Here is a 24,634-nt window from a genome sequence, read left to right on the forward strand (position 1 = left end):
TCAGGCTCCCTGGGCCGGCGTGGCGGCACGGGCGGGGGCGCGCGGGCCGGCCGTGGCCGCGCGCGGGGCGCGGCGCAGCAGGTGGCGGGCGAGGCCGCCGAACACGAGGCCCGCGGCCAGGAAGGACAGGTCCATGCCCGCCCAGGCCCAGTCGCCCGCCGGCAGCGTGGCGCCCAGGTGCGCGGTGGTGGTGAGCGCGTTCAGCACCGGCAGGCCCGCGAACAGCGCGCCGGCCGCGCCGAGCAGCGCGGCCCAGCCCCGCCGGTCGGGCCAGCCGATGCCCACGGCCAGGCCCAGGCCCCAGGCGCCGAAGAACCAGGCCAGCTCCGCGTCGGGGCGGCCCGGCGTGGCCAGGGGCAGCAGGCGGTTGGCCGCCAGGATCGTGGCCACGGCCAGCGGCAGGCCGCCCAGCAGGCCCACGTTCAGGCTGGCCACCAGCCGCTCGCCGAAGGGCGGGCGCGCATCGGCGGCCTTGCGCTGCGCCTGCGCGCGGCGCTTGACGGTCCACAGCACCATGCCGGAGGCGATCATCAGGCTGCCCAGCACGCCGAAGCCGAACAGCGTCCAGCGCATGCCCGGCCCGGCGAAGCGCGCGAGGTGCAGGCCGTAGAGCACGCGGTAGGTCTGGATGGCCGGCGTGTGCGGGTCGATGTGCGCGAGCTGCTGCCCCGTGGCGCCGTCGAAGCGCAGGCGCGCCGGGCCGTACTGCAGGCGGTCGCCGTCGTGCCGGGTGATCTCCACCACGGTGGTGCCTTCTTCGCGCCGCGCCGAGAGGCCGCCGATGCGCGCCTCGCCCCAGGTGCGGTGCGCGCTGGCGATCAGGGGCGCGAGGTCGATGGCGGGCAGGGGCTCGGCCTCGCCGCCCGCGCCGCGCCCGCGCCGGGCGCCGCGCGCGCCGGGCGTGTCGCCCTGCATCTCGGCGAAGTAGGCTTGCGAATCGGTGCCCTTGGGCGTGGCGTAGGTGGCCGCGATGCCGGAGGGCATGTAGAGCGAGTGGAAGATCATCAGCCCGCTGAAGGTGATGACGAGGTAGAACGGCAGCACCAGCACGCCCGAGACGTTGTGCGCGTCGAGCCAGGCGCGCTGCCCGCCCTTGCCCGGCCGGAAGGTGAAGAAGTCCTTGAAGATGCGCCGGTGCGTGACCACCCCCGTGAGCAGGGCGATGAACATCAGCAGCGTGGCCACGCCCACCACCCAGCGGCCCTCCAGCGTCCAGCGGCCCTGGTGCGCGGTGCGTAGCTCGAAGTGGAAGCGGTAGAAGAACTCGCCGCCCATGGTTTCGCGGGCCTGCAGGGCCTCGCCGGTGGCCGGGTTCATCAGCAGCGTCTGGAAGCGGCCGTTGCCGCTGTCGCGCCAGAGCACGGTCACGGCGGGCATGCGCTCGTCGGGCAGGCGCATGATCCACTGCGTCACGCCCGGCGCGTGGCGCCGCAGCGCCGCCTGGGCGCGCTCGGCCACGTCGGGGCTGGCGGCGGGCAGGCCGTGCATCTCGGGGCGCATCCAGAGGTTGAACTCGCTCTTGAAGAAGCTCAGCGTGCCGGTGGCGAAGATGGCGAACAGCAGCCAGCCCAGCAGCAGCCCGGCCCAGGTGTGCAGCCACGACATCGCCTGCCGGAAGCCCTCGCGCTCGGCGGGGGCCGCCGGGGCGGGGGAGTCCTTCACCGGCGCCGTCATGCCGCGCCCCCCCACCAGCGCGGCGCCAGCGCGCAGGCGCCCAGCGCCAGCGCCGGGCCGAGCACGCCGCCCCAGGCCGACCACGCCGTGCGCGCGTAGAAGGCCCAGCCCACGGCCACGGCATAGACCAGCCACGAGAGCATCGTGGCCGCGAGCACCGCCTCCACGCGCGGCATGGCCAGGGCCAGGGCGAGCGAGAAGGCCGCCGCGCCCGCGGCCGCGAGCGCATAGCCGCCCAGGACGGCAGCCATGGAGCGCGAGGCGATCGCGAGGCGGTAGCGCCAGAGGGGTCGGGTGGGTTTCATGGGATCGTCGAAAGAGGTGCGGCGCACGGCCGGGCCGTGTCCGTCAGAAGGTGTAGTCCAGCGTGACCCGCAGCGCGCGCGGCTCGCCCGGCGTGACCGAGGTGAAGCCGGCGGCGTTGCTGGTGCCGTCCAGGTAGTAGCGCTTGTCGGCGGCGTTCTTCAGGTTGGCCTGCAGGCGCACGCCGCCGGCCATCTCGTAGCCCACGGCGAGGTCGGCCACGGTGTAGCCCGGCAGGCGCCAGCGGTTGTCGTTGGCCAGGAACTTGTCGCCCTGGTGCGTGAACCCGCCGCCCACCCACAGCCCCGGCACCGCCGCGATGCGGTACTGCGTCCAGAGCGAGGCGGTGCGCTTCGTGGCCAGGGCCACGCGGTGGCCCACGTTGGCGCCGGCCACGGTGTCGGCCAGCACCTTCGGGTCCATGAAGCTGGCCTGGGCGGTCACCGTCCAGCCCGGCGCGATGCGGCCCTTGGCCTCCAGCTCCAGGCCCCGGATGCGCTGGCGGCCGGTGAGCACGGAATAGCCAGGGTTGGCGGCATCGTTGGCGGGGCTGTTGGTCAGCTCCAGGTCGAACAGCGCCACGGTGGTGAGCAGGCGCTGGCCCAGCCACTCCTGCTTCACGCCCATTTCGAGCTGCTTGCCCTCGGAGGGCGGCGCGGCCACGTTGCCCGCCAGCAGGGTGCCGGCGTTGGCCTGGAACGAGCGCGCGTGGCTCGCGTACAGCACCGTGCCCGGGCGCGCCTCGTAGCTCAGCGCGAACGAGGGCTGCGTCTTGCTCTGGTCCAGCACCGGGCTGGCATAGGCGTCCTTGAGCGTGTCGTGGCGCAGGCCGGCGGTCAGCGCCCAGGGGCCCCAGGCCATGCGGTCCTGCACGTAGAAGCCGGGGTTGCGCGTGTCGCCGGCCACCGGCGGCACCTGGCCCGCCACGGGGTTCCAGAGATCCACGCCGGCCATGGCGCCGGTGCCGCGCGCGCCGTAGCGGCTCTCCATCGCGCGCCAGTCCATGCCGGCCAGCACGCGGTGCTCCACGGCGCCGGTGCGCCACTGCCCGCGCAGCTCGGCCAGCACCGTGTCGGAGGTGAAGCGCTGCCCCGGCGCGAGCCAGTAGCCGCGCGCCGCGCGGTTGCCCGAGACGCCCGCGAGCGTGGTCAGCAGGATGTCGCGGTCCGTCTCGTTGCGCGAGACGTAGAGGCGCGCGTCCAGCGCGTCGCTGAAGCGGTGCGTGAGCTCGCTCGCGTAAAAGCGCAGCCGGCCCGTGGAGGTGAGCCAGGGCTCGCCGTAGAAATTGCCGCCGCGCACCGCGTCGGCGCTGCCCACGTCGGTGGGCACGGGCACCGGGATACCGGGGTAGGAGGTGGTGTCCAGGCGGAAGCTCTCGGCCTGCACGCGCCAGCGCGTCTGCGGCGAGATGCGCCACTCCAGGCTGCCGCCCAGGCCGCGCTTCTCGGGGGTGATGCCGTCCACGGCGCTGCCGCCCCGGCTGGCGCCGCCGGTCAGGCGGTAGAGCAGGGTGCCTTCGGCGTCGAGCGGTCCGGTCAGGTCGAACTCGCCCGAGCGCCAGCCCTGGCTGCCCGCGCCCAGGCGCACCGAGCGCATCGCCTCGGCCTGCGGCTGCTTGCTCACGTAGTGGATCAGGCCGCCGGGCGCCACCTGGCCGTATTCGAGCGCGGCCGGGCCCTTGATGACCTCCACGCGCTCCACGTTGAAGAGCGGCGGGTCGATCAGGTGCATGAACTTGGCACCGTCCCGCAGGTAGTTGTAGGTGTTGTTGGCCCAGAGCCCGCGGATCGAGAACTGCGAATACGAGCCGTAGTACTCGCTGCGCGAGGCCACGCCCGAGGCGTTGCGCAGCACGTCGCGCTCGGTGGTCGCGCCCTGCTGGTCGAGCAGCTCGCGCTCCACCACGCTCACGGCGCGCGGCGTCTCCAGCACCGACAGGCCCAGGCGCGAGGAGCCCTGCGCCCGGCGCGCGGGCGCGGCGGCCTCGCCCGCGCGGTCGGCGCTCACCTGCACCTCGCCCAGTGCCGGGGCCACCTCGCCGGAGGCGGCCTGCGCCCAGCCCAGCGCGGGCAGCGCCAGCAGGCACACGCCGCGCGCGACCGGCACGCGCAATGCGGCGGCCAGCGGCTTCAGGGACATCGGAAAGGGGGCAGGGCATCCCGCGGCAGCGGGAAGGACAAGGCGGCGCAGCATGGGCGACAAGGCTCCAGGGCAGAGACGAGAACCGGGGGGAGACGCGCTGGCTGCCGGGGAACGGGGCCCGTGTGCTGGCTGGCTACGGAAAAGCCATGAATTCTAATGTTGTTGAGACGTATTCTTATTTATGGATGTGGAATCTTGCGATGGGGGCGGAACTTCTTTTTTCGGCCGGAGTGTTCGCGCGCGCCGCCGCCAAGGCCGCATGCATGCGGCATCTTGGGGAGCCCCGTTCCATTCAGGAGGCATTCGCGATGTCGAGCATCCAGAGATATCGTTTCGTCCAGAACCCGCGCCCGGGAACTCCGAATTTCATCCAGCACGATGCCTCGGTGAATCAGGCGCTGCGGAGCCACCCCGAGAAGCCGCTGAAAAACCGCGCATCGGAGGAAAGATTCCCCTGCGTCCTGGTTTCCGACAGGCTGGAGCAGGCCCCTGCATCGCGGCAATTCGCGTTCGAGCTGAGCCCGCGCAAGCCGATCAAGGGCATCGGCTATTCCAGCAAAGCGAATGAGGTGGCAACGACGGGAACCTCCCAGGCGGGGGTGCTTTGCCTGACGGATGGACTGGGGCCCTGCGTCGCCGTGGCACTGGCCGCCGAGCACTCCGATGGGAAGGCCAAGGCGCGGATATTCCATATCGCACCCCATAACCATCTGTTGCCGGTGGCGCGGTATGTCAAGCAGATGGAAAAGGACGGCTACGAGGTCCGCGCCGCGCTGCACGGCGGCGATAACGACGAGCCCGTGAGCCGCAGGAAGGCGGACGAAGTGCGCGCCTTGCTGCGGGGGCTGGGGGTGCCTGTCCAGATCGAGGACACGGGCGGCGGCATGGATGGCAACGGCTCCCTGGGGGCCGTGGTGGAGGACGATGGCACGGCGCGGTTCGTCATGGACGTGGTGCCGCCGAAGTAGGTGCCTGGGCGGTCCGCCATGCGAAACGGCCCCAGGGGGGCCGTTCCATCCGTGGTGCAGCGCAAGAGGGGGCGGGGCCCCCTGCGGATCACTCCGCTTCGGCCATCTGCGACTGCAGGTAGTTCTGCACGCCCACCTGCTCGACGAGGCCGAGCTGCGTCTCCAGGAAGTCGATGTGCTCCTCGGTGTCCTCCAGGATCTCCTGCAGCAGGTCGCGGGACACGTAGTCGCGCACCGTCTCGCAGTGGGCGATGCCTTCCTTGATGGTGGCCTGGGCGCCGCGCTCGGAGCGCAGGTCGCAGTCGAGGATCTCCGGCACGTCCTCGCCGACCTGCAGCTTGCCCAGGTCCTGCAGGTTGGGCAGGCCGTCGAGCATGAAGATGCGGTCCATGATGCGGTCGGCGTGCTTCATCTCGCCGATGGACTCTTCGTATTCCTTCTTCGCCAGGCGGTCGAATCCCCAGTGCTTGAGCATGCGGTAGTGCAGGAAGTACTGGTTGATGGCCGTCAGCTCGTTCTTGAGCTGGGCCTGCAGATGGGCAATGACCTGGGCGTCGCCTTTCATGGGGCTCTCCTTGTAATGTGATTGGGCCGCATTGTCGTGACGCGTACCGGGCCGTGCAAGGCAAGCCCCCGTCTTTGCGCTCTGCGTGCGTGTGATGCTGAGTCGCTTTCGCGTTTGGCCCGGACGGCATGCCGGGCGGATGGGTTTATAGCTATTGACAATCAAATGAATTATGTCAATTGATTGGATCGATGGGTGGAATCGACATAGACTTGCGTTTTCGTTCAGTCAACCCACCAACCGAGGAAACAGCAATGTCCCTGATCAATACCCAAGTCCAGCCTTTCAAGACCGAAGCGTTCGTGAACCGCAATGGCAAGGGTGAGTTCATTACCGTGACCGAAGCGAACCTGAAGGGCAAGTGGTCGGTCCTGATTTTCATGCCCGCGGCCTTCACCTTCAACTGCCCCACCGAAATCGAAGACGCCGCCGACAACTACGCCGAGTTCCAGAAGGCCGGCGCCGAGGTGTACATCGTGACGACCGACACGCACTTCTCGCACAAGGTGTGGCACGAAACCTCCGACGCCGTGGGCAAGGCCAAGTTCCCGCTGGTGGGCGACCCCACGCACCAGCTGACCAACGCTTTCGGCGTGCACATCCCCGAAGAAGGCCTGGCCCTGCGCGGCACCTTCGTGATCAACCCCGACGGCGTGATCAAGACCCTGGAAATCCACTCCAACGAAATCGCCCGCGACGTGTCGGAAACCCTGCGCAAGCTGAAGGCCGCCCAGTTCACGGCCGCCAACCCTGGCCAGGTCTGCCCCGCCAAGTGGAAGGAAGGCGCCAAGACGCTGACGCCTTCCCTGGATCTGGTCGGCAAGATCTGAGGCACCCGCCCTCCGTTCGCAGATGGGGGCGCCCGGCGCCTCCCGGCCGGACCGACGCATGGCGTGCGCGCCATGCCGTCCGGCTTTTTTTCGCCCATTCGCTTCTCACCGGTGCCGGCCATGGGCCGGATACGGTGGAGGCATGACCCGGATTTCACACGGACACCACCATGCTCGACGATCAACTCAAATCCCAACTTTCAGCCTACCTGGAGCGCGTGACGCAATCGTTCGAGATCGTGGCGTCCCTGGATGGCAGCGAGGCTTCCGCCCAGACGCGCGAACTGCTGGAAACCATCCAGTCCCTGCGCAGCGACAAGATCACGCTGCGCACCGACGGCAGCGATGCCCGCAAGCCCTCGTTCACGCTGCAGCGCGCGGGCACGCAGACGAGCCTGCGCTTCGCCGGCCTGCCGCTCGGCCATGAATTCACGTCGCTGGTGCTGGCGCTGCTGTGGACCGGCGGCCATCCGCCCAAGGTGGAGCAGGACGTGATCGAGCAGATCCAGGCGCTCGACGGCGATTTCGACTTCGAGGTCTACATGAGCCTGACCTGCCACAACTGCCCGGACGTGGTGCAGGCGATGTCGCTCATGGCCATCCTCAATCCGAAGATCCGCACCACCGTGATCGAAGGCGGCGCCTTCCAGCAGGAAGTGACCGACCGCGAGATCATGGCCGTGCCCATGGTGTTCCTGAACGGCCAGGTCTTCGGCTCCGGCCGCATGACGGTCGAGGAGATCATCGGCAGGCTCGATACCGGCGCCGCCAAGCGCGAAGCCGCCAAGCTCTCCGCCAAGGAGTCGTTCGATGTGCTGATCGTCGGCGGCGGCCCGGCCGGTGCCGCGGCGGCGGTGTATGCCGCTCGCAAGGGCATCCGCACGGGTGTGGCGGCCGAGCGCTTCGGCGGCCAGGTGAACGACACGCTGGACATCGAGAACTACATCTCGGTCAGCAAGACCGACGGCCCCAAGTTCGCCGCCGCGCTGGAGCAGCATGTGCGCGACTACGAGGTGGACCTCATGAACCTGCAGCGCGCCAAGGCCCTGCGGCCCGCCGCGGCCGAGGGCGGGCTGATCGAGGTGGAGCTGGAGAACGGCGGCACGCTGAAGTCCCGCACCGTGATCGTTTCCACCGGCGCGCGCTGGCGCAACATGAACGTGCCGGGCGAGGACAAGTACCGCACCAAGGGCGTCACGTATTGCCCGCACTGCGACGGCCCGCTCTTCAAGGGCAAGCGCGTGGCGGTGATCGGCGGCGGCAATTCCGGCGTGGAGGCCGCGATCGACCTGGCCGGCGTGGTGGCCCATGTGACGGTGCTGGAGTACGCCGGCGAGCTCAAGGCCGATGCCGTGCTGCAGCGCAAGCTGCGCAGCCTGCCGAACGTGGACGTGATCCTCAACGCGCAGACCACCGAGGTGAAGGGCGACGGCAACCGCGTCACCGGCCTGAGCTACACCGACCGCACCAACGATGAGGCGCGCCATCTCGCGCTCGAAGGCATCTTCGTGCAGATCGGCCTGCTGCCCAACACCGACTGGCTCAAGGGCACGGTGGAGCTGTCGCGCTTCGGCGAGATCGTGGTGGACTCGCATGGCCGCACCAGCGTGCCCGGCGTGTTCGGTGCCGGCGACTGCACCACGGTGCCGTACAAGCAGATCATCATCGCGGCGGGCGAGGGCGCGAAGGCGGCGCTGGGCGCGTTCGACCACCTGATCCGCACCACCGCTCCGGCCTGACGGCGGGCTCACCGGGTGGCCCGACGAGCCGCCCGGCTTTGTCCCGCTTCGTGGGAAAGGCGGCCGGAGGCGTGGCCGGCCATGCGTTTTCCCGTCGAGCGTTTCGCTCCGCGTGCGCTGGCGGCGGCCCGGGTTCCGGAAGATGGAATGAAACCATTCCACCTCCGCCGCCATGATCCCCAGACTGCTGTCGTCCACCTCCGCGCCGATCCGCGCCTCCGGACCCGCCGATGCGGCCTCTCCCCCGCTTCGGCAGCACGCGTCCACCCCCGCGCCGGGGTCCGGGCATCCGTTGCAGCGGCGGCAGTCATGGCGGGACTCGGCATCGGCGCTCCTGGGCTGCATGCGGTCCCCGGACGTGGCGGACACGGCGCAGGGCAGTGGCCCGGTCCAGAGGCCGGAGCGGCGGGGTCCCCCGCCGGTGGCCCGTCTTCTGGCACCGCTGGCTCCGGCGCCCGTCCTGCCTCCGCCCGTGTTTTCAGGCCAGGGCTTTTCCATCCACCTGGACGCCCGTGGCGCCGCCATCCTGAAGCAGCCGCTCATGCTGCGCCGCCTGGAACTCACCGGCGGCGGCGCGAAAGGCGCGGTCTATCCCGGCGCCATCAAGGCCCTGCAGGCCCACGGGCAACTGGAACACCTGCGCCAAGTGGGGGGCGCCTCGGCGGGCGCCCTCGTGGCCGCCATGCTGGCCAGCGGCGCGCAGCCGGACGACCTCGCCGAAACGGTCAACCAGCTCGACATGCTCGGCATGCTCGGCATGATGGGCAAGAAGGCCCGCCCGCCGGGCGCCGCGTCCAGGCCACCGCCGGGCAAGATCGGCGCGCTCGTCCGGATGGCGAGCAACCGGGGCACCGAGATGCCAAACCTCACGAACCTGCTCAACCGCAAGGTCCGCGAATCGGCCCTCCAGCGCATCGCCGCGTCGGGGCTGGCGGACACGCGGGCCGATATCCGGCGGATCCAGGCCCGGCTGCAGGCCCGCGAACGGCTCGACGCGCTGGAAGGCCTGGAGCGCAGCGGTGCGCTGGCCGGCGAGGCCCTGCCCGAACTGGAGGCACTGCGCCACCGCCAGGAACGCTACGAGGTCGCGAGGGGCGCTCTGCAGCGCCTGATCGGCCACCCTGGGCAGGAGGAGGAGCGGGCGCGCCTGCAGGCTGAGCTGGATGACGCCGCCTGCGGCGAGCTGACCCTGGGCGACGTCGACCGCCTGGGCCGGGAGGTTCCGGGCATCAAGGGATTTTTCTGCACCAGCACCGCCATCGTGAGCGAGACAGAGGGCCGGCGCCCCGACCGGCAACTCGCGGTCTTCAGCTCCGACAACCCTGACTTGCACTGGATGGAGGTTTCCCACGCCGCCAGACTGTCCGCCTCGTTGCCCGGCATCGTGGCGCAAGGCACGCAGAGCCTGCCGCACGACACGACCGATGGTTCCCTGAAGATCCGGTTCGAGGATGGCGGCGTCCTGATGAACACCGCGGCCCTCGAACTGATCGACGCCGATGCTCCGAAGGAAGAGAGCCTGGTGCTGACCCTGGAGCACCCCGTCTTCAGCGAGGCCCTGGGCGAATCCTCCGGCCCGGGGGACGCGGGCCTGTGGGCCAAGGTGGTGGACCATGTGCGCAACAGCAGCGAGTCTGGCCGGCTCAACAACGCCTCGCGCCAGTTCGCCGCTGAACGGCTGGCCCAGGAGGATCTGCGCCCGAAGACGGTCATGGCGCAGTTGAAAGGGGTTCCCGGTGTCGATGCCGACTATTCCGGCTCCAAAGGCACCCTGGCCCTGGAAATGACCTCCCGGGAGCGGGCCGCGCTGCAGGATGCATTCTTCGACAAGATCGACAGCCACCTGCAATCCCGCAGTGCCGATGTGTCCTTCCGGTCGCTGGACCACCTGCTGTCGGGCCTGGACGGCGATCGGTTCGCGCAGATCGGCCGCCCGGAAAATCCCGTGCCCGAAGGACACCCCGGATTTAGCGAAGCGTTCGGGGCCGCGGCATGGATGCGTGCCGGTCTCGCGCGGATGGCCCGGGCATTGGAGAGCGCGGACGCCGCCACGCCGGTCGATGCGCTGCGCCACCAGATCCACGATTGGGCGCGCACGGTGGAGGCCGAAGCGGACGGCCATGCCGATCGCCTGGATGCCTGGGCATCGATGCTGACCGCATCGCCGCAGCCGGCGCACCAGCGCATCATGGACCTGGTGCGAGGCCAGCCATCGGATGGGGACGGCCCCTTTCTGCGCCTGTGCCGCGAAAAGGACGCGGACCAGACGGCCCGGCGCGAGGGCCTGCGGGTGTCCACCCAGATCCTCTATCCGGCGATGGGCCGCGCGGGAATCACCCCCGCGATCCGCGACGTGCTGGGCGAAGCGGGCAGGACGCTGGCCGCCGCGAGCGGCCGCTCGGATGTCCAGGCCATGGCGCTCAAGCTGGATGAGGCGCTGCGGCGCGACGACCTGTCGAGCAAGGACCGGGAAAGCCTGTTGCGGGCGCGCCTGTCCCTTCCCGACCCGGCATGAGGTTGCGTTACGGTCTCGCAACCCGAAAGATCACTGCGTTGCTTCGCCGGGGGGCGTGGCCACGCGGCGCACGCGGCGGCCTGCGGGCCGCTTTTGCTTTTTGAAGGAACGGTTGCAGGCGGCAACAACGATGACAGCCTGGGTCATCCGGCTGACATGGGGGCTGCGGATCATTCTGGTTGCAGATTTTTGCGTTTGTGTGTTTTTCTGCAAATTGTGGCCGGATGGTGTGTCTTCCGCCCCGGCATCCGGCAGATTTCCAACCGACCCACGAGGCCCCCGATGACCCCAATCGATGCCCATCCCTCGCGCCCCCGGCGGGCGTGGCGCCTCCTCGCGTTGCTGGCCGGCGCGGCGATCGCGCTGGCCCTGGCCAGCTGCGGGGGCGGCGGCGACAGCGGCAGCAGCAGTGCCTCCGGCACGGCCCAGCCCCGTTTGCGCTGCGCTCCCTGACCGGCCCCCACCGCCGAGCCCGCCCCTCCACCCCGAAGCCCGCACCGCCATGACCCTCGACTCCTCCAAACGGAAGTTCCTGCAGGCCTCCGCCGGCACCGCCGCGCTGGCCCTGTTTCCGCCCAGCATCCAGCGCGCCCTGGCCATCCAGGCCCACCAGCGCACCGGCACGATCATGGACGTGGAGCACGTCGTCATCGTCATGCAGGAGAACCGCTCGTTCGACCACTACTTCGGCACGCTCGCGGGCGTGCGCGGCTTCGGCGACCGGTTCACCATCCCCGCGCCGGGCGGCCTCGGCGTCTGGCGGCAGCTCGACGCGAACGGCCAGCCGGTGACGCCCTACCACCTGGACCAGACGGCGGGCAATGCCCAGCGGGCGAGCGGCACGCCGCACAGCTGGATCGATGCGCGCAACGCCTGGGATCGGGGCCGCATGCACGAATGGGCCCGCTACAAGCATCCGCAGTCCATGGGCTATTTCACGCGGCAGGAGGCTCCGTTCCAGTTCGCGCTGGCCGAGGCCTTCACGATCTGCGACGCGTATTTCTGCTCGCTGCACGGCGGCACCAATTCCAACCGGCTGTTCCACTGGACCGGCACCAACGGCGCCACGGGGCCGGCGGCCCAGGTGGTGGTGAACAACGTCTGGGACGAGCTGGACTCCGACACCGACATCCGCACCGGCGGCTTCGACTGGACCACCTACCCCGAGCGCCTGCAGCAGGCCGGCGTGTCGTGGATGGTCTACCAGAACATGCCCGACAACTTCACCGACAACCCGCTGATCGGCTTCCGGCAGTACCGGCAGGCCAACCTGGCCTCGGGCAAGCCGGTCTATACCGACCGCGAGGTCAACCCGGCCTACGACCCGGCCACCGACGACGCGCGCAACCCGCTCTACAAGGGCATCGCCAACACCATGCCCGACGGCGGCTTCCTGGGCACCTTCCGGCAGGCGGTGCTGGGCGGCACGCTGCCGCAGGTGTCGTGGATCGTGCCCCCGGCCATCTATTCCGAGCACCCGGGCCCCTCCAGCCCCGTGCAGGGCGGCTGGTACGTGCAGGACGTGCTCGATGCCCTCACGGCCAATCCCGACGTGTGGAGCCGGACCGTGCTGCTCATCAACTTCGACGAGAACGACGGCTATTTCGACCACCTGCCGCCACCGTGCGCGCCGTCGCTGGACGGGCAGGGCGGCACGTTCGGCAAGACCACGCTGGCGGCGCGGGACATGGCCTACGAGTACTACACGCACACGCCGTATCCCAACACCGACATGCCGCCGCCCGACGGCGACTGCTACGGCCCCGGGCCGCGCGTGCCGATGTGGGTGATCTCGCCCTGGAGCCGGGGCGGCTGGGTGAACTCGCAGAACTTCGACCACACCTCGGTGTTGCGCTTCCTGGAGACACGCTTCGGCGTGCGCGAGCCGCAGATCAGCCCCTACCGCCGCGCCGTGTTCGGCGACCTGACCACGGCCTTCGACTTCGTGACGCCCAACGAGGCGCCCCTGGCCACGCTGGCGGGCCGGCGCAGCCGGGACCAGGCCGATGCGCTGCGCGCCGCGCAGGGCGCGCTGCCGCAGATCGCCGTGCCCGCGCCGCAGACCGTGCCCCGGCAGACGGCCGGCACGCGCCCCTCGCGCGCGCTGCCCTACGAGCTGCACGCCAGCGCGCGGGCGGAGCCGTCCACCGGCATGGTGCAGATGATCTTCTCCAACACGGGCACCGCCGCCGGCGTTTTCCACGTGTACGACCGGCTGCACCTGGACCGCGCGCCCCGGCGCTACGCGGTGGAGGCTGGCAGGCAGCTCGACGACCGCTGGAACACCGGGGCCGACAACGGCGCCTACGACCTGTGGGTGCTGGGCCCCAACGGCTTCCACCGGGGCTTCACGGGCAACCTGGCCGCGCTGGGCGTGCCGGGCACGCCCGCCCCCGAGGTGCGCGTGTGCTACGACGTCGCCAACGGCAACGTGTACCTCACGCTCATGAACCTGGGCGGGACGGAGACGGCCCTGACCGTGCAGGCCCGGGCCTACCGCGGCGACGGCCCGTGGAGCGCCACGGTCGCGCCCGGCCAGACCCAGGAGATGCACTGGGACCTGTCCGGCAGCGCGAGCTGGTACGACTTCGTGGTCACCTGCGATGCGCTGCCGGGGTTCTCGCGGCGCTTCGCGGGCCGCGTCGAGACCGGCCGCGACGGGCTGAGCGACCCGGCCATGGGGCAGGCCGGATAGGCACGGGAGAGGGGCGCCGCGGGGCCCGGGCCCTGTGGCACGATGGCGCGCTCCCCATCCCCCCAGACAGATCCCGACCCGACCATGCTGCAAGAGGAGCGCCTGCTTCGCATCGAATCCCTGTTGGCCACCGTCGTGCGCGTGAGCACCGAGCGGATCGCGCAGGACCTGGACATCTCGCGCGAGACCGCGCGCCGCGACATCCTCGCGCTGGAGGCGCGCGGCGTGCTGCGCCGGGTGCACGGCGGGGCCGTGGCGCTCCATCCGGTGCCCGAGGCCCCCTACGCCGAGCGCCAGCGCCTGCGCGCCCGTGAGAAGCGCGCCATCGCCAAGGCCGCGCTGCGGCTGGTGTCGCCCGGGCAGACGCTGTTCATCGACGCCGGCAGCACGATGGGCTGCTTCGCCGAAGAGCTGCGCTCCATGGCGGGCCTCACCGTGATCACCAATTCCATCGCCATCGCGCTGGCCCTCTCGCCCCAGGGGCCTCCCGGCCACCGCGTGCTGCTGCTGGGCGGAGAGCCCCGCGCCGACGTGCAGGCCACCTACGGCGAGGCCACGGTGAACGAGATCCACCGCTACCGCGCCGACATCGCGCTGCTGTCGCCCGTGGGCATGAATGCGCAGCAGGGCGCCAGCAGCTACGAGCACCACGAGGCCGCCGTGGCGCAGGCGATGGCGCGGCAGGCGGGCCAGGTGGCCATTCTGGCCGACCACGGCAAGATCGGCGCGGGCAGCCGCGTCGCCTACTGCGCCGCGCGCGACGTGGCGGTGCTGGTGACCGACCGGCAGGCCGGTGGCCTGGCCGCGCTGGCGCCGCTGCGCAAGGCCGTGGGCCGGGTCGTGCTGGCATAGCGCCGCGGGGCGCGCTGGCGCGCCCTCCGTACCTGGAATGCCGGAAGGGGATTCCACGAATCACGGTTACGTATTGATAACTATTCTCATATACTCGCCCTCCAGCAAGCCACGCAGCTGCCCCCCGGGCGGGCTGTCCCGAGCCAGCTCTGTTCGTTTTTCCGATCCAGACACAAGGGCTCATTTCCGTGGCGCATTCCCCCGCTCTCCCGCATTTCGCTCTCCATCCGCTGGCGTGGTTCGCCGCCCTGGCCTGCGTGGCCGTCGGCGCGCAGGCCCAGACCGCCCCCGCCGCGCAGGCCGCGCCCGCGGAGGCGGTGATGAAGGAGGTGGTCATCAGCGGCTCGCGCAGCGAGCAGGACCCCGATCTGCTGCCCATGAGCGTGGACGTGCTGGGCTCCCGGCAACTGGAGGAAGAGCAGATCACCGACATCCGCGACGCCGCGCGCTCGCTGCCCAACGTGTCCGTGGCGCGCAGCCCGGCGCGCTTCACGCTTGCGGGCCAGGCCACCGGCAACGGGCGCGACCAGAACGCGGGCTTCAACATCCGGGGCCTGGACGGCAACCGCGTGCTGATGATGGTGGACGGCATCCGCCTGCCGCGCAGCTATGCCTTCAGCGCCAACGCCTTCGGGCGCGACTACCTCGACATCGGCCTCGTGCAGCGCATCGAGGTGGTGCGCGGCGCCACCTCGGCGCTCTACGGCTCCGACGGCATGGCCGGCCTCGTGAACTTCATCACCGCCGATCCCGCGCAGTTCCTCGAAGGCGGCAAGACCCTCGGCGGCCGCGCCAGCGTGGGCTATGACGGCGACGACCACGGCAAGCGCCTGGGCGCCACGCTCGCGGGCCGGCCGAACGACACCGTGCAGTGGCTGGTGGGCGCGAGCGTGTCGCGCTCGCGCGAGCTGGACAACCAGGGCACGAACGATTCGGCCAATGCCAGCCGCACGCGCCCCAACCCCGAGAAGGACGAGGGCCGCAGCCTGCTCGCCAAGGCCGTGGTGACGCCCGGCGGCGGCCAGCGCCACGTGTTCACGCTGGAGCACGTGGACAAGAGCGCCGACTACGAACTGCTGACCTCGCGCGCCACGCCGCCGCTCGCCGCCACCTCGGTGCTGTCGTCGAGCTCGTCCACCGACATGCGCCGCACGCGCGCCACCTGGGACGGCAACTGGCGCGTCAACACCGCCGTGGCCGACGAGCTGAAGGCCGTGCTGAGCTTCCAGGACGCCCACTCGCGCGAGCTCATCAACGAGGACCGCAACACCGCCGCCGACCGCGTGCGCGACGTGACCTACGACGAGCGCACCTGGCAGGCCAACCTGCAGGCCGGCAAGCTGCTGCGCATGGAGGGCGGCTGGTCGCAGAAGATCACCTACGGCCTCGACTTCACACGCACGCAGGTCGAGAACCTGCAGACCGGCGTGACGCCGCCCGTGGGCGAGACCTTCCCGCTCAAGCGCTTCCCCGACACCACCGAGACCAGCACCGCGCTCTACCTGCAGGACGAGATCGTCGCCGGCCGCTGGAGCATCACGCCCGGCGCGCGCCTGGACCATTTCCGCATCAAGCCGAGCCAGACGGGCTTCAACGCCACGGTGGTCTCGCTCTCGGGCACCGAGCTGAGCCCCAAGCTGGGCGCGCTCTACCGCGTGGACGACCAGTGGAGCGTGTTCGGCAACTACGCGGCGGGCTTCCGCGCGCCCAACGCCGGGCAGATCAACGCCTTCTTCGAGAACCCGGTGGGCAACTACCGCACCATCCCGAACGCGAACCTGAAGCCCGAGAAGAGCCAGAACTTCGAGGTGGGCGTGCGCGGCCGGATGAAGGACGTGTCGCTCGACGTGGCCGCCTTCACGGGCCGCTACCGCGACTTCATCGAGGACCTGCAGCAGGTGAGCGGCACGGGCGCGCCGGGCAACCCGCTGGTGTTCCAGTCGATCAACCTCGGCAAGGTGCGCATCAGCGGCTTCGAGGTCAAGGGCGACGTGCGCTGGGGCCGCTTCGCGGGCGGCATGCTCAGCACGCCGTTCGCCTACGGCCGCACGCAGGGCAAGGACACGGCCACGAACCAGCCGGTGAACTCCATCGACCCGCAGCGCCTCTCCGCCGGCCTGCGCTACGACACGCCCGGCTGGATGCTGCGCCTGGACGCCACCCACAGCGCGGCCAAGAAGGCCAGCGACGTGAACGGCGCCACGCAGTTCCTCACGCCTGCCTACACGGTGCTCGACCTCTCGGGCCAGTGGCGCATCCGCAAGGACCTGCGCCTCACGGCCGGCATCTACAACCTGACGGACAAGAAGTACTGGCGCTGGTCCGACGTGCGCGGCCTGGCCGCCAATGCCGCGTTCATCGACGCCTACACCCAGCCCGGCCGCTACGCCCGCGTGGCGCTGGTGGCCGATTTCTGACATTTCGCGAGGAGCACGCCTGTGTCCCACTCCCCTGAGACCTCCGACAACCCCCTGCTGACGCCCGAGGGCGCCGAGCCCGGGCTGCCCTGCGCTGAAGCGCTGCTCGCCGGCACGCTGGCGCTGATGACCGGCTACGCGCACAGCGATCGCGAGAGCGACCGGCTGGCCATGGGCCGCAAGATCGCGGCCCACCTGCAGAGCCTCTCGCGCATGGAGGGCCTCACGCCGCACTTCCGCGCGATGGTGGGCAACCTGCGCAACCGCTGGGCACGTCGCCTGGGGCTGCTGGAGCCCGATCCGCGCGATGCCGCGCCGAGTGCCGACGAGCTGCAGCGCCGCCTGTGGCACACGGCGCCGGAGGCACTGCAATGAGCGCCGTGCTGGCCGCCGACCCGCCCGCGCCGCAGGTGCGCGAGAGCTTCGCCGCCGCGCGCGCTGCCGGGCGGCGCGCGCGCGACGCGGCGCTGCACCTGGGCCTGTCCGAGGGCGCGGCCATCGCCGCCCACGCCGGCGAGCACGGGCACCCGATCAAGGCCGTGCCGCTGCAGGGCGCGTGGGTGGAGATGCTGCAGGCGCTGGGCGCCTGCGGCCCGCTCATGGCCCTGACGCGCAACGAAAGCACGGTGCACGAGAAGACCGGCACCTACCAGAACATCTCGGCCACCGGGCCGCAGGGCCGCATCGGGATCGCGCTCGGTGCCGACATCGACCTGCGCCTGTTCTTCCAGCACTGGCACGCCGGCTATGCCGTCACCGAGCCCGGCCGCGCGGCCGACCAGCCGCCCGCGCGCAGCCTGCAGTTCTTCGACCCGCACGGCGACGCCGTGCACAAGGTCTACCTGCGCGAGGCCAGCGACGCCGCCGCGTTCGATGCCCTGGTGGCGCGCTTCGCCCAGCCCAGCGCGGGCTACGTGTTCCGCCCGCGCCCGCCCGCCCCGGTGCCCCGGCCCGACGCGCACATCGACGCCGCCGGCTTCCTGCAGGCCTGGTCCGAATTGCGGGACACGCACGACTTCTTCGGCCTGCTCACGCGCTTCGGCGTGGAGCGCCAGCAGGGCCTGCGCCTGGCCGAGGGCCGCTTCGCGCGCCGCCTGGGCCCGGACAGCGTGGCCGCGCTGCTGCGATCGGCCGCCGACGGCGCACTGCCCATCATGGTCTTCGTGGGCAATGCCGGCTGCATCCAGATCCACACCGGCACGGTGCACCGCGTCGAACCCCTGGAGACGCCCGCCGCGCGCTGGATCAACGTGCTCGATGCCGGCTTCAACCTGCACCTGCGGGCCGACCGCATCGCCCACGTGTGGGTGGTGGAGAAGCCCACCGCCGATGGCGTGGTGACCTCGGTGGAGGCCTTCGATGCCGACGGCGAGGTGATGGCCATGTTTTTCGGCGAGCGCAAGCCGGGGCGGGCGGAGCTGCCCGGGTGGCGCGCCCTGGTGGCGCAGCTGCCGTTGCCCTGATCCCCATGACGCTCCCTTCCGCGATGCCTTCCATGCCTTCCGATCCGCTTGCCTCTCCCCTGCCGCGCCGCGTGGTGCTGCGCGGCGGCGCGGCGCTTGCCGCCGCCACCCTGCCGTGGCCGCTGCGGGCCCAGCCGGCGCGAGCGCCCGCGCGACGCATCGTGTCGCTGGGCGGCGCGCTCACCGAGATGGTCTATGTCCTGGGCGCCGAATCGCTGCTCGTGGGCACCGACACCACCAGCCTCTATCCCGAGGCCGCGCAGAAGACGCCCAAGGTGGGCTACATGCGCCAGCTCTCGGCCGAGGGCCTGCTCTCGCTGCGCCCCGACTGCGTGATCGGCACGCACGAGGCCGGCCCCGCCGTGGTGCTGGAGCAGTTGCGCGGCGCGGGCGTGGCGGTGGAGATCGTGCAGGCCGACCACACCTGGGACGAGGTGCGGCGCAAGGCCCTGCTGGTGGGCCGCGTCGCGGGCCGCGAGCGCGAGGCGCAGGCGCTGTGGGCGCGGCTGGACGCCGACTGGCAGACCACGCGCCAGCGCGTGGCGGCCGCGCCGCGCCGCCCGCGCGCGATCTTCCTGCTGTCGCACTCGGGCAGCCCCATGGTGGCCGGCGGCGGCACGGCGGCCGATGCGCTGATCCGCTTCGCCGGCGGCGTGAACCCCGTGGGCGAGGCCTTCCAGGGCTACCGCCCGCTCACCGCCGAGGCGCTCGCCGGCGCCGCGCCGGACCTGTTCCTGAACACCACCCAGGGCATGGAGGCCCTGGGCGGGGCGGACGCCTTCTGGCGCCGCCCCGAACTGGTCCTGACGCCCGCCTTCCGCCGCAAGGCCCTGGTGGCGATGGAGGCCAACCACCTGCTGGGCTTCGGCCCGCGCCTGCCCGGCGCCGTGGCCGAACTGCACGGCCGGCTGCTCGACGCCACCGCATGACGGCGGCCTCCGTCCGCGCGTCGGCGCCGTCGCGTCGCCTGGGACGCGGCGCGGCCCTGGCGCTGGGCGTGGCGCTGGTGGCGGCGGCCCTGGTGTTCGGCGCGGCGCACGGCGCCTACGCCATCGCGCCCGGCCAGTGGCCCGCGCTGCTGGCCGAGGCCCTGCGGCCCGGCGCGGCGGGCGCGAGCCCGGAGCACCTCGTCTTCTTCCACATCCGCCTGCCGCGCCTGGTCCTCGGGGCGGTGGCGGGGGCCGGCCTGGGGCTGGCCGGCGCGCTCATGCAGGGGCTGTTCCGCAACCCGCTGGCCGACCCCGGCCTCGTGGGCGTGAGCAGCGGCGCGGCGCTGGCCGCGGGCGCCGCCATCGTGTTCGGCGGGCTGTGGTGGCCGGCGCTGCCGCGCGGCCTGGGCAGCGGCGCCCTGGTGGCCGCGGCCTTCGGCGGCGGGCTGGCGGTGACGCTGTTCATCTACCTGCTCGCGCAGGCGGGCGGCGGCACGCGCATGGCGCTGATGCTGCTGGCCGGCGTGGCGGTGAACGCGCTCGCCATGGCGGGCCTGGGGTACTTGAGCTTCATCTCCACCGACGAGCAGCTGCGCAACGTGCAGATGTGGCTGCTGGGCAGCCTGGGCGGCGCGCGCTGGAGCGCGGTGCTCACCGTCTCGGCCCTGGTGGCGGTGGCGGGCGGGCTGGGGCTGCGGCTGGCGGGCGCGCTCAACGCCATCGCCCTGGGCGAGGCCCAGGCCGCGCTGCTGGGCGTGCCGGTGGAGCGCACCAAGCGCCTGGCCGTGCTGGCCGCCGCGCTGGCCGTGGGCGCGGTGACGGCCACCACCGGCATCATCGGCTTCATCGGGCTCGTGGCGCCCCACTGGGTGCGGCTGGCGGCCGGGCCGGACCACCGCGTGGTGCTGCCCGGTTCGGCGCTGCTGGGCGCGGCGCTGGTGCTGGTGGCCGACGCGGCGGCGCGCACCGTCGTGCAGCCGGCCGAGCTGCCGCTGGGCGTGCTCACGGCCTGCATCGGCGTGCCGCTCTTCCTGGCCATGCTGCGCCAGTTCCGGGAGCGGGTGTGAGCGCCGCCGGCACCCTGGCCTGCGAGCGCGTCGCCGTGGGCGTGCGCGGGCGCGCGCCGCTGGCCGTCGTCTCGGCCGCGTTCCGGGCGGGGCGCGTGGCGGCCATCGTGGGGCCCAACGGCGCTGGCAAATCCACGCTGCTGTCCCTGCTCTCGGGCGAGCGCGCGCCGCTGGCCGGCCGCATCGCGCTCGACGGCCGGCCCCTGGCGGACACCGCCGCGCCGGCCCTCGCGCTGCGGCGCGCCGTGTTGCCGCAGGAGGGCGCCGTGGCCTTCGACTTCACCGTGCGCGAGGTGGTGGAGCTGGGGCGCTTTCCGCACCGCCTGCGCCCCAGCCCGCGCGAGGCCGCCATCGTGGAGCAGGCCATGGACGCCACCGGCGTGGCGCACCTGTCCGGGCGCGGCGTGCAGCGCCTGTCGGGCGGCGAGAAGGCCCGCGCCCACCTCGCGCGCGCCCTGGCGCAGCTCTGGGAACCCCTGCCGGACGGCGCCGCGCGCTGGCTGCTGCTGGACGAGCCCACCGCCGCGCTGGACCTTGCCTGGCAGCACCGCTGCCTGGGCCTGCTGCGCCAGCGCGCGCGGGAGGAGGGCGTGGGCGTGGTGGCCGTGCTGCACGACCTGAACCTTGCGTTGCGCTACGCCGACGATGCGCTGCTGCTCGGCCCGGCGGCCGGCGGCGGGGCCGTGTTCGGCCCGGTGGGCGAGGTGCTGCAGGCCGGGGCCATCGAGCGCACCTGGGGCGTGTCCTGCACGCCCGCCATGGCTGCCGATGGCACGCCGCAGTTCCTCATCGGCGGCTGATACGGCTTCGCAATCAAAAAGATAACGGCGTTGCTTCGCTTTGCCGTGCGACTGCACTGTCTGCAGCTTCGCGCCTTGTTCTCTTTTTGATTGCAAACCCGTATGGAATGCCTTGGAATGAAGAAAACCGCGGCCACGTCGCCGTGTTTTCTACATAGTTTGCTATCAAAAATGTAGTGCCGGGGCGCCGCCGCCTTCCGGCGGCTCAATACACCAGCCGCTCCGGCCGCACCTCCTGCAGGATGGTGGTGGCGATCTCCTCGATGCTCTTGGTGGTGGTGGAGAGCCAGCGGATGCCCGAGCGCCGCATCATCGCCTCGGCCTCGGACACCTCGTGGCGGCAGTTGGCGAGGTCGGCGTATTTCGATCCGGGCCGGCGCTCGTTGCGGATCTGCGAGAGCCGCTCGGGCTGGATGGTCAGGCCGAAGATCTTCTTGCGGTGCGCCTCCAGCGCGGGCGGCAGCTGGCGGCGGTCGAAGTCCTCGGGGATGAGCGGGTAGTTGGCCACCTTCAGGCCGCACTGCATGGCCAGGTAGAGGCTGGTGGGCGTCTTTCCGCTGCGCGAGACGCCCACCAGGATCACGTCGGCGCCGTCCAGGTCGCGGTGGCTCTGGCCGTCGTCGTGGTCCAGGCTGAAATTGATCGCCTCGATGCGGTCGGTGTATTCCTTGCTCAGGCTCACGTCCGCGAAGCGGCCCACGCGGTGCAGCGACTTGATGCCCAGCTCGCCCTCCAGCGGGCGGATGAAGGTGCCGAACATGTCCAGCAGCATGCCCTTGCAGTTGTCCTGGATGATGCGCAGCACGCTCATGTTGACCAGGGTGGTGAACACGATGGGCTTCTTGCCCTCCAGTTCGGCCGTGTGGTTGATGCGGCGCACAGCCTGGTGGGCCTTGTCCTCGTCGTCGATGAAGGGCAGGCGCACGTGGCGCGGCTTGATGTCGAACTGCGCCAGGATGGCGTTGCCGAAGGTTTCGGCGGTGATGCCGGTGCCGTCGGAGATGAAGAAAACGGTGCGCGTGTGCATGGGGCGGGTGCTTCCGGAAAAGGGCGGGCCGGCCGTGCCGCGCGAGCGCCTCGCGCCCGGCCGGCCTACAATCGCGCCCATTATTCCCATTTCCACCATGCATTCCGCCGGCCTACAACCAGAACAGCCAAGCCAGAGCGCATGCAGGGGTGACAGCAGCGCCAGCCCGCCTTCGCGCGCGGGCCTCTCTCGGCGCGCAGACCCGGTTTCAACTTCTGGAGCTTTCCCATGTCTGCACTGTTCGATCCGACCGCCCTGGTCGTTCCGTTTGAAAACCTGAGGATGACCGACGTCGAGTCGGTGGGCGGCAAGAACGCCTCCCTCGGCGAGATGATTTCCCAACTGCCCGAGGGCGTGCGCGTGCCCACGGGCTTCGCCACCACGGCCCACGCGTTCCGCCAGTTCCTCGCCCACGACGGGCTGGCCCAGAAAATCAGCGACCGCCTGAAGACCCTCGACACCGAAGACGTGCGCGCCCTGGCCGCCGCCGGCGCCGAGATCCGCGCCATGGTCGAGGCCCAGCCCTTCCCGGCCGACCTCGAAGAAGCCATCCGCGGCGCCTTCGTTACGCTCTCCGGCGGCAACGCCGAGGCCTGCTTCGCCGTGCGCTCCTCCGCCACGGCCGAAGACCTGCCCGACGCCTCCTTCGCCGGCCAGCAGGAGACCTTCCTCAACGTGGTGGGCATCGAGTCGGTGCTGCACAAGATGAAGGAGGTGTTCGCCTCCCTCTACAACGACCGCGCCATCAGCTACCGCGTGCACAAGGGCTTCGCCCACGACGTGGTGGCCCTCTCGGCCGGCGTGCAGCGCATGGTGCGCTCCGACCTGGGCGCGGCCGGCGTGATGTTCACGATCGACACCGAGTCCGGCTTCGACCAGGTGGTGTTCATCACCTCCAGCTACGGCCTGGGCGAGACGGTGGTGCAGGGCGCCGTGAACCCGGACGAGTTCTACGTCCACAAGCCCATGCTGGCCGCCGGCAACCAGGCCGTGATCCGCCGCAACCTGGGCAGCAAGCTGATCCAGATGGTGTTCGCCTCGCCCGAGGAGAAGAAGGCCAGCGGCAAGCTGGTCAAGACCACCGACGTGCCCACCGAGCTGCGCAACCGCTATTCGCTCACCGACGCCGACGTGGAGCAGCTCGCGCGCTACGCCCTGCTCATCGAGCAGCACTACGGCCGCCCGATGGACATCGAGTGGGGCAAGGACGGCACCGACGGCCAGCTCTACATCCTGCAGGCCCGCCCCGAGACGGTGAAGAGCCAGTCCAAGGGCCAGGCCGAGCAGCGCTTCAAGCTCAAGGGCTCGGGCACCGTGCTGGCCGAGGGCCGCGCGATCGGCCAGAAGATCGGCACCGGCCCCGTGCGCCTCGTGAGCGACATCGCCGAGATGGACAAGGTGCAGCCCGGCGACGTGCTCGTCACCGACATGACCGACCCCAACTGGGAGCCCGTGATGAAGCGCGCGAGCGCCATCGTCACCAACCGCGGCGGGCGCACCTGCCACGCGGCCATCATCGCGCGCGAGCTGGGCATCCCGGCCGTGGTGGGCTGCGGCGACGCCACCAGCTTGCTCAAGGACGGCACGCTGGTCACCGTGAGCTGCGCCGAGGGCGACACCGGCCGGATCTACGACGGCCTGCTCGAAACCGAGGTGACCGAGGTGCAGCGCGGCGAGATGCCCGAGATCGCCACCAAGATCATGATGAACGTGGGCAACCCGCAGCTCGCCTTCGACTTCTGCCAGCTGCCCAACGAGGGCGTGGGCCTGGCGCGGCTGGAGTTCATCATCAACAACAACATCGGCGTGCACCCCAAGGCCATCCTGGACTACCCCGCCGTGGACGCCGACCTGAAGAAGGCCGTGGAATCCGTGGCGCGCGGCCATGCGTCGCCCCGTGCCTTCTACGTGGACAAGGTGGCCGAGGGCGTGGCGACCATCGCGGCGGCCTTCTGGCCCAAGCCGGTCATCGTGCGCCTGTCGGACTTCAAGTCCAACGAATACCGCAAGCTCATCGGCGGCAGCCGCTACGAGCCCGAGGAAGAAAACCCGATGCTGGGCTTCCGCGGCGCGGCGCGCTACATCAGCCAGGACTTCGGCGAGGCCTTCGCGATGGAGTGCGAGGCGCTCAAGCGCGTGCGCAACGGCATGGGCCTGTCCAACGTGCAGGTGATGGTGCCCTTCGTGCGCACGCTGGGCCAGGCCGAGCGCGTGACGAAGCTGCTGGCCGAGCACGGCCTGGAGCGCGGCAAGAACGGGCTCAAGCTCATCATGATGTGCGAGGTGCCCTCCAACGCCGTGCTGGCCGACGAGTTCCTGCAGTTCTTCGACGGCTTCTCGGTGGGCTCCAACGACCTCACGCAGCTCACGCTGGGCCTGGACCGCGACTCGGGCCTCGAACTGCTCGCGGCCGATTTCGACGAGCGCGACCCGGCCGTGCGCGCGCTGCTCTCGCGCGCCATCGCCGCCTGCAAGGCCCAGGGCAAGTACGTGGGCATCTGCGGCCAGGGCCCCAGCGACCACCCCGACTTCGCGCAGTGGCTGGCGGAGCAGGGAATCTCCTCGATCTCGCTCAACCCCGACAGCGTGATCGCCACCTGGCAGAAGCTCGCCGGCTGACGGCGGCAGCGGCGCGCGAGGCCCCTTCT

At 71.1% G+C, this 24,634-nt stretch carries 19 protein-coding genes; 14 read left to right on the forward strand and 5 right to left on the reverse strand.

Annotation, left to right across the window (positions count from 1 at the left end; genetic code table 11):
• The 3 genes from AX018_RS14810 to AX018_RS14820 are packed head-to-tail and all read right to left on the reverse strand — an operon-like array spanning position 1 to position 4,116.
• On the reverse strand, positions 1-1,674 hold the full coding sequence (locus AX018_RS14810; protein ID WP_111878480.1) for a PepSY-associated TM helix domain-containing protein: 1,674 nt from the start codon (positions 1,672-1,674) through the stop codon (positions 1-3).
• Complete coding sequence (locus tag AX018_RS14815; RefSeq protein ID WP_111878559.1) at positions 1,671-1,979, reverse strand: DUF3649 domain-containing protein; 309 nt, start codon at positions 1,977-1,979, stop codon at positions 1,671-1,673. Before AX018_RS14815 ends, AX018_RS14810 begins: the two co-directional genes overlap by 4 nt.
• Before the next feature lie 43 nt (positions 1,980-2,022).
• Complete coding sequence (locus AX018_RS14820) at positions 2,023-4,116, reverse strand: TonB-dependent siderophore receptor (protein ID WP_211322446.1); 2,094 nt, start codon at positions 4,114-4,116, stop codon at positions 2,023-2,025.
• A gap of 149 nt (positions 4,117-4,265) precedes the next feature.
• On the opposite strand from AX018_RS14820, the gene xopAF reads away from it, so the two are divergent.
• The gene (gene xopAF, locus AX018_RS14825) at positions 4,266-5,087 is read left to right on the forward strand and encodes a XopAF/AvrXv3 family type III secretion system effector (protein ID WP_146749329.1); all 822 of its coding nucleotides are present in this window, start codon (positions 4,266-4,268) and stop codon (positions 5,085-5,087) included.
• Positions 5,088-5,175: 88 nt separating this feature from the next.
• On the opposite strand, the gene bfr is transcribed toward xopAF, so the two are convergent.
• Positions 5,176-5,652 (reverse strand): bacterioferritin, encoded by a 477-nt coding sequence (gene bfr, locus AX018_RS14830; protein ID WP_111878488.1) that lies wholly within the window; start codon positions 5,650-5,652, stop codon positions 5,176-5,178.
• A 254-nt stretch (positions 5,653-5,906) separates the two neighbouring features.
• Here bfr and ahpC point away from each other — a divergent pair, with 254 nt between their 5' ends.
• The 12 genes from ahpC (at position 5,907) to AX018_RS14885 (ending at position 20,959) form a co-directional block, all read left to right on the forward strand.
• The gene (gene ahpC / locus AX018_RS14835; RefSeq protein WP_111878490.1) at positions 5,907-6,482 is read left to right on the forward strand and encodes an alkyl hydroperoxide reductase subunit C; all 576 of its coding nucleotides are present in this window, start codon (positions 5,907-5,909) and stop codon (positions 6,480-6,482) included.
• Positions 6,483-6,652: 170 nt separating this feature from the next.
• Positions 6,653-8,221 (forward strand): alkyl hydroperoxide reductase subunit F, encoded by a 1,569-nt coding sequence (gene ahpF, locus AX018_RS14840; RefSeq protein WP_111878493.1) that lies wholly within the window; start codon positions 6,653-6,655, stop codon positions 8,219-8,221.
• A gap of 472 nt (positions 8,222-8,693) precedes the next feature.
• On the forward strand, positions 8,694-10,736 hold the full coding sequence (locus tag AX018_RS14845; protein ID WP_170146270.1) for a patatin-like phospholipase family protein: 2,043 nt from the start codon (positions 8,694-8,696) through the stop codon (positions 10,734-10,736).
• 282 nt (positions 10,737-11,018) lie between these two features.
• Positions 11,019-11,189 (forward strand): hypothetical protein, encoded by a 171-nt coding sequence (locus AX018_RS25270; RefSeq protein ID WP_170146269.1) that lies wholly within the window; start codon positions 11,019-11,021, stop codon positions 11,187-11,189.
• Positions 11,190-11,238: 49 nt separating this feature from the next.
• Positions 11,239-13,431, forward strand: coding sequence for a phosphocholine-specific phospholipase C (locus tag AX018_RS14850; protein WP_111878498.1), 2,193 nt, complete (start codon positions 11,239-11,241; stop codon positions 13,429-13,431).
• A gap of 84 nt (positions 13,432-13,515) precedes the next feature.
• Complete coding sequence (locus AX018_RS14855; RefSeq protein WP_111878501.1) at positions 13,516-14,283, forward strand: DeoR/GlpR family DNA-binding transcription regulator; 768 nt, start codon at positions 13,516-13,518, stop codon at positions 14,281-14,283.
• A 188-nt stretch (positions 14,284-14,471) separates the two neighbouring features.
• Entirely contained in the window at positions 14,472-16,700 is a 2,229-nt protein-coding gene (locus AX018_RS14860) for a TonB-dependent hemoglobin/transferrin/lactoferrin family receptor (RefSeq protein ID WP_245951562.1), read from the forward strand.
• Between the two features lie 21 nt (positions 16,701-16,721).
• Positions 16,722-17,075 (forward strand): hypothetical protein, encoded by a 354-nt coding sequence (locus AX018_RS14865; RefSeq protein ID WP_111878504.1) that lies wholly within the window; start codon positions 16,722-16,724, stop codon positions 17,073-17,075.
• Positions 17,072-18,163, forward strand: coding sequence for a hemin-degrading factor (locus AX018_RS14870; protein ID WP_111878506.1), 1,092 nt, complete (start codon positions 17,072-17,074; stop codon positions 18,161-18,163). The genes AX018_RS14865 and AX018_RS14870 overlap by 4 nt, the downstream gene beginning before the upstream one ends.
• Positions 18,164-18,195: 32 nt before the next feature.
• Positions 18,196-19,092 carry a heme/hemin ABC transporter substrate-binding protein gene (locus tag AX018_RS14875; RefSeq protein ID WP_111878564.1) on the forward strand — a complete coding sequence of 299 codons (897 nt, stop codon included), beginning with the start codon at positions 18,196-18,198 and terminating at the stop codon, positions 19,090-19,092.
• Positions 19,089-20,159 (forward strand): FecCD family ABC transporter permease, encoded by a 1,071-nt coding sequence (locus AX018_RS14880; RefSeq protein WP_111878509.1) that lies wholly within the window; start codon positions 19,089-19,091, stop codon positions 20,157-20,159. The genes AX018_RS14875 and AX018_RS14880 overlap by 4 nt, the downstream gene beginning before the upstream one ends.
• The gene (locus AX018_RS14885) at positions 20,156-20,959 is read left to right on the forward strand and encodes a heme ABC transporter ATP-binding protein (protein ID WP_111878511.1); all 804 of its coding nucleotides are present in this window, start codon (positions 20,156-20,158) and stop codon (positions 20,957-20,959) included. Before AX018_RS14880 ends, AX018_RS14885 begins: the two co-directional genes overlap by 4 nt.
• Before the next feature lie 205 nt (positions 20,960-21,164).
• Here AX018_RS14885 and ppsR read toward each other — a convergent pair whose 3' ends face one another.
• Positions 21,165-21,986: a posphoenolpyruvate synthetase regulatory kinase/phosphorylase PpsR gene (ppsR, locus tag AX018_RS14890; protein ID WP_111878514.1), complete on the reverse strand. Its 822-nt coding sequence runs from the start codon at positions 21,984-21,986 to the stop codon at positions 21,165-21,167.
• Between the two features lie 228 nt (positions 21,987-22,214).
• Here ppsR and ppsA point away from each other — a divergent pair, with 228 nt between their 5' ends.
• Positions 22,215-24,605 carry a phosphoenolpyruvate synthase gene (gene ppsA / locus AX018_RS14895; RefSeq protein WP_111878516.1) on the forward strand — a complete coding sequence of 797 codons (2,391 nt, stop codon included), beginning with the start codon at positions 22,215-22,217 and terminating at the stop codon, positions 24,603-24,605.
• The last annotated feature ends 29 nt before the right edge of the window (positions 24,606-24,634 follow it).

The sequence above is a fragment of the Paracidovorax anthurii genome (assembly GCF_003269065.1).
In the GTDB taxonomy this organism is placed as follows: Bacteria; Pseudomonadota; Gammaproteobacteria; order Burkholderiales; family Burkholderiaceae_C; genus Paracidovorax; species Paracidovorax anthurii.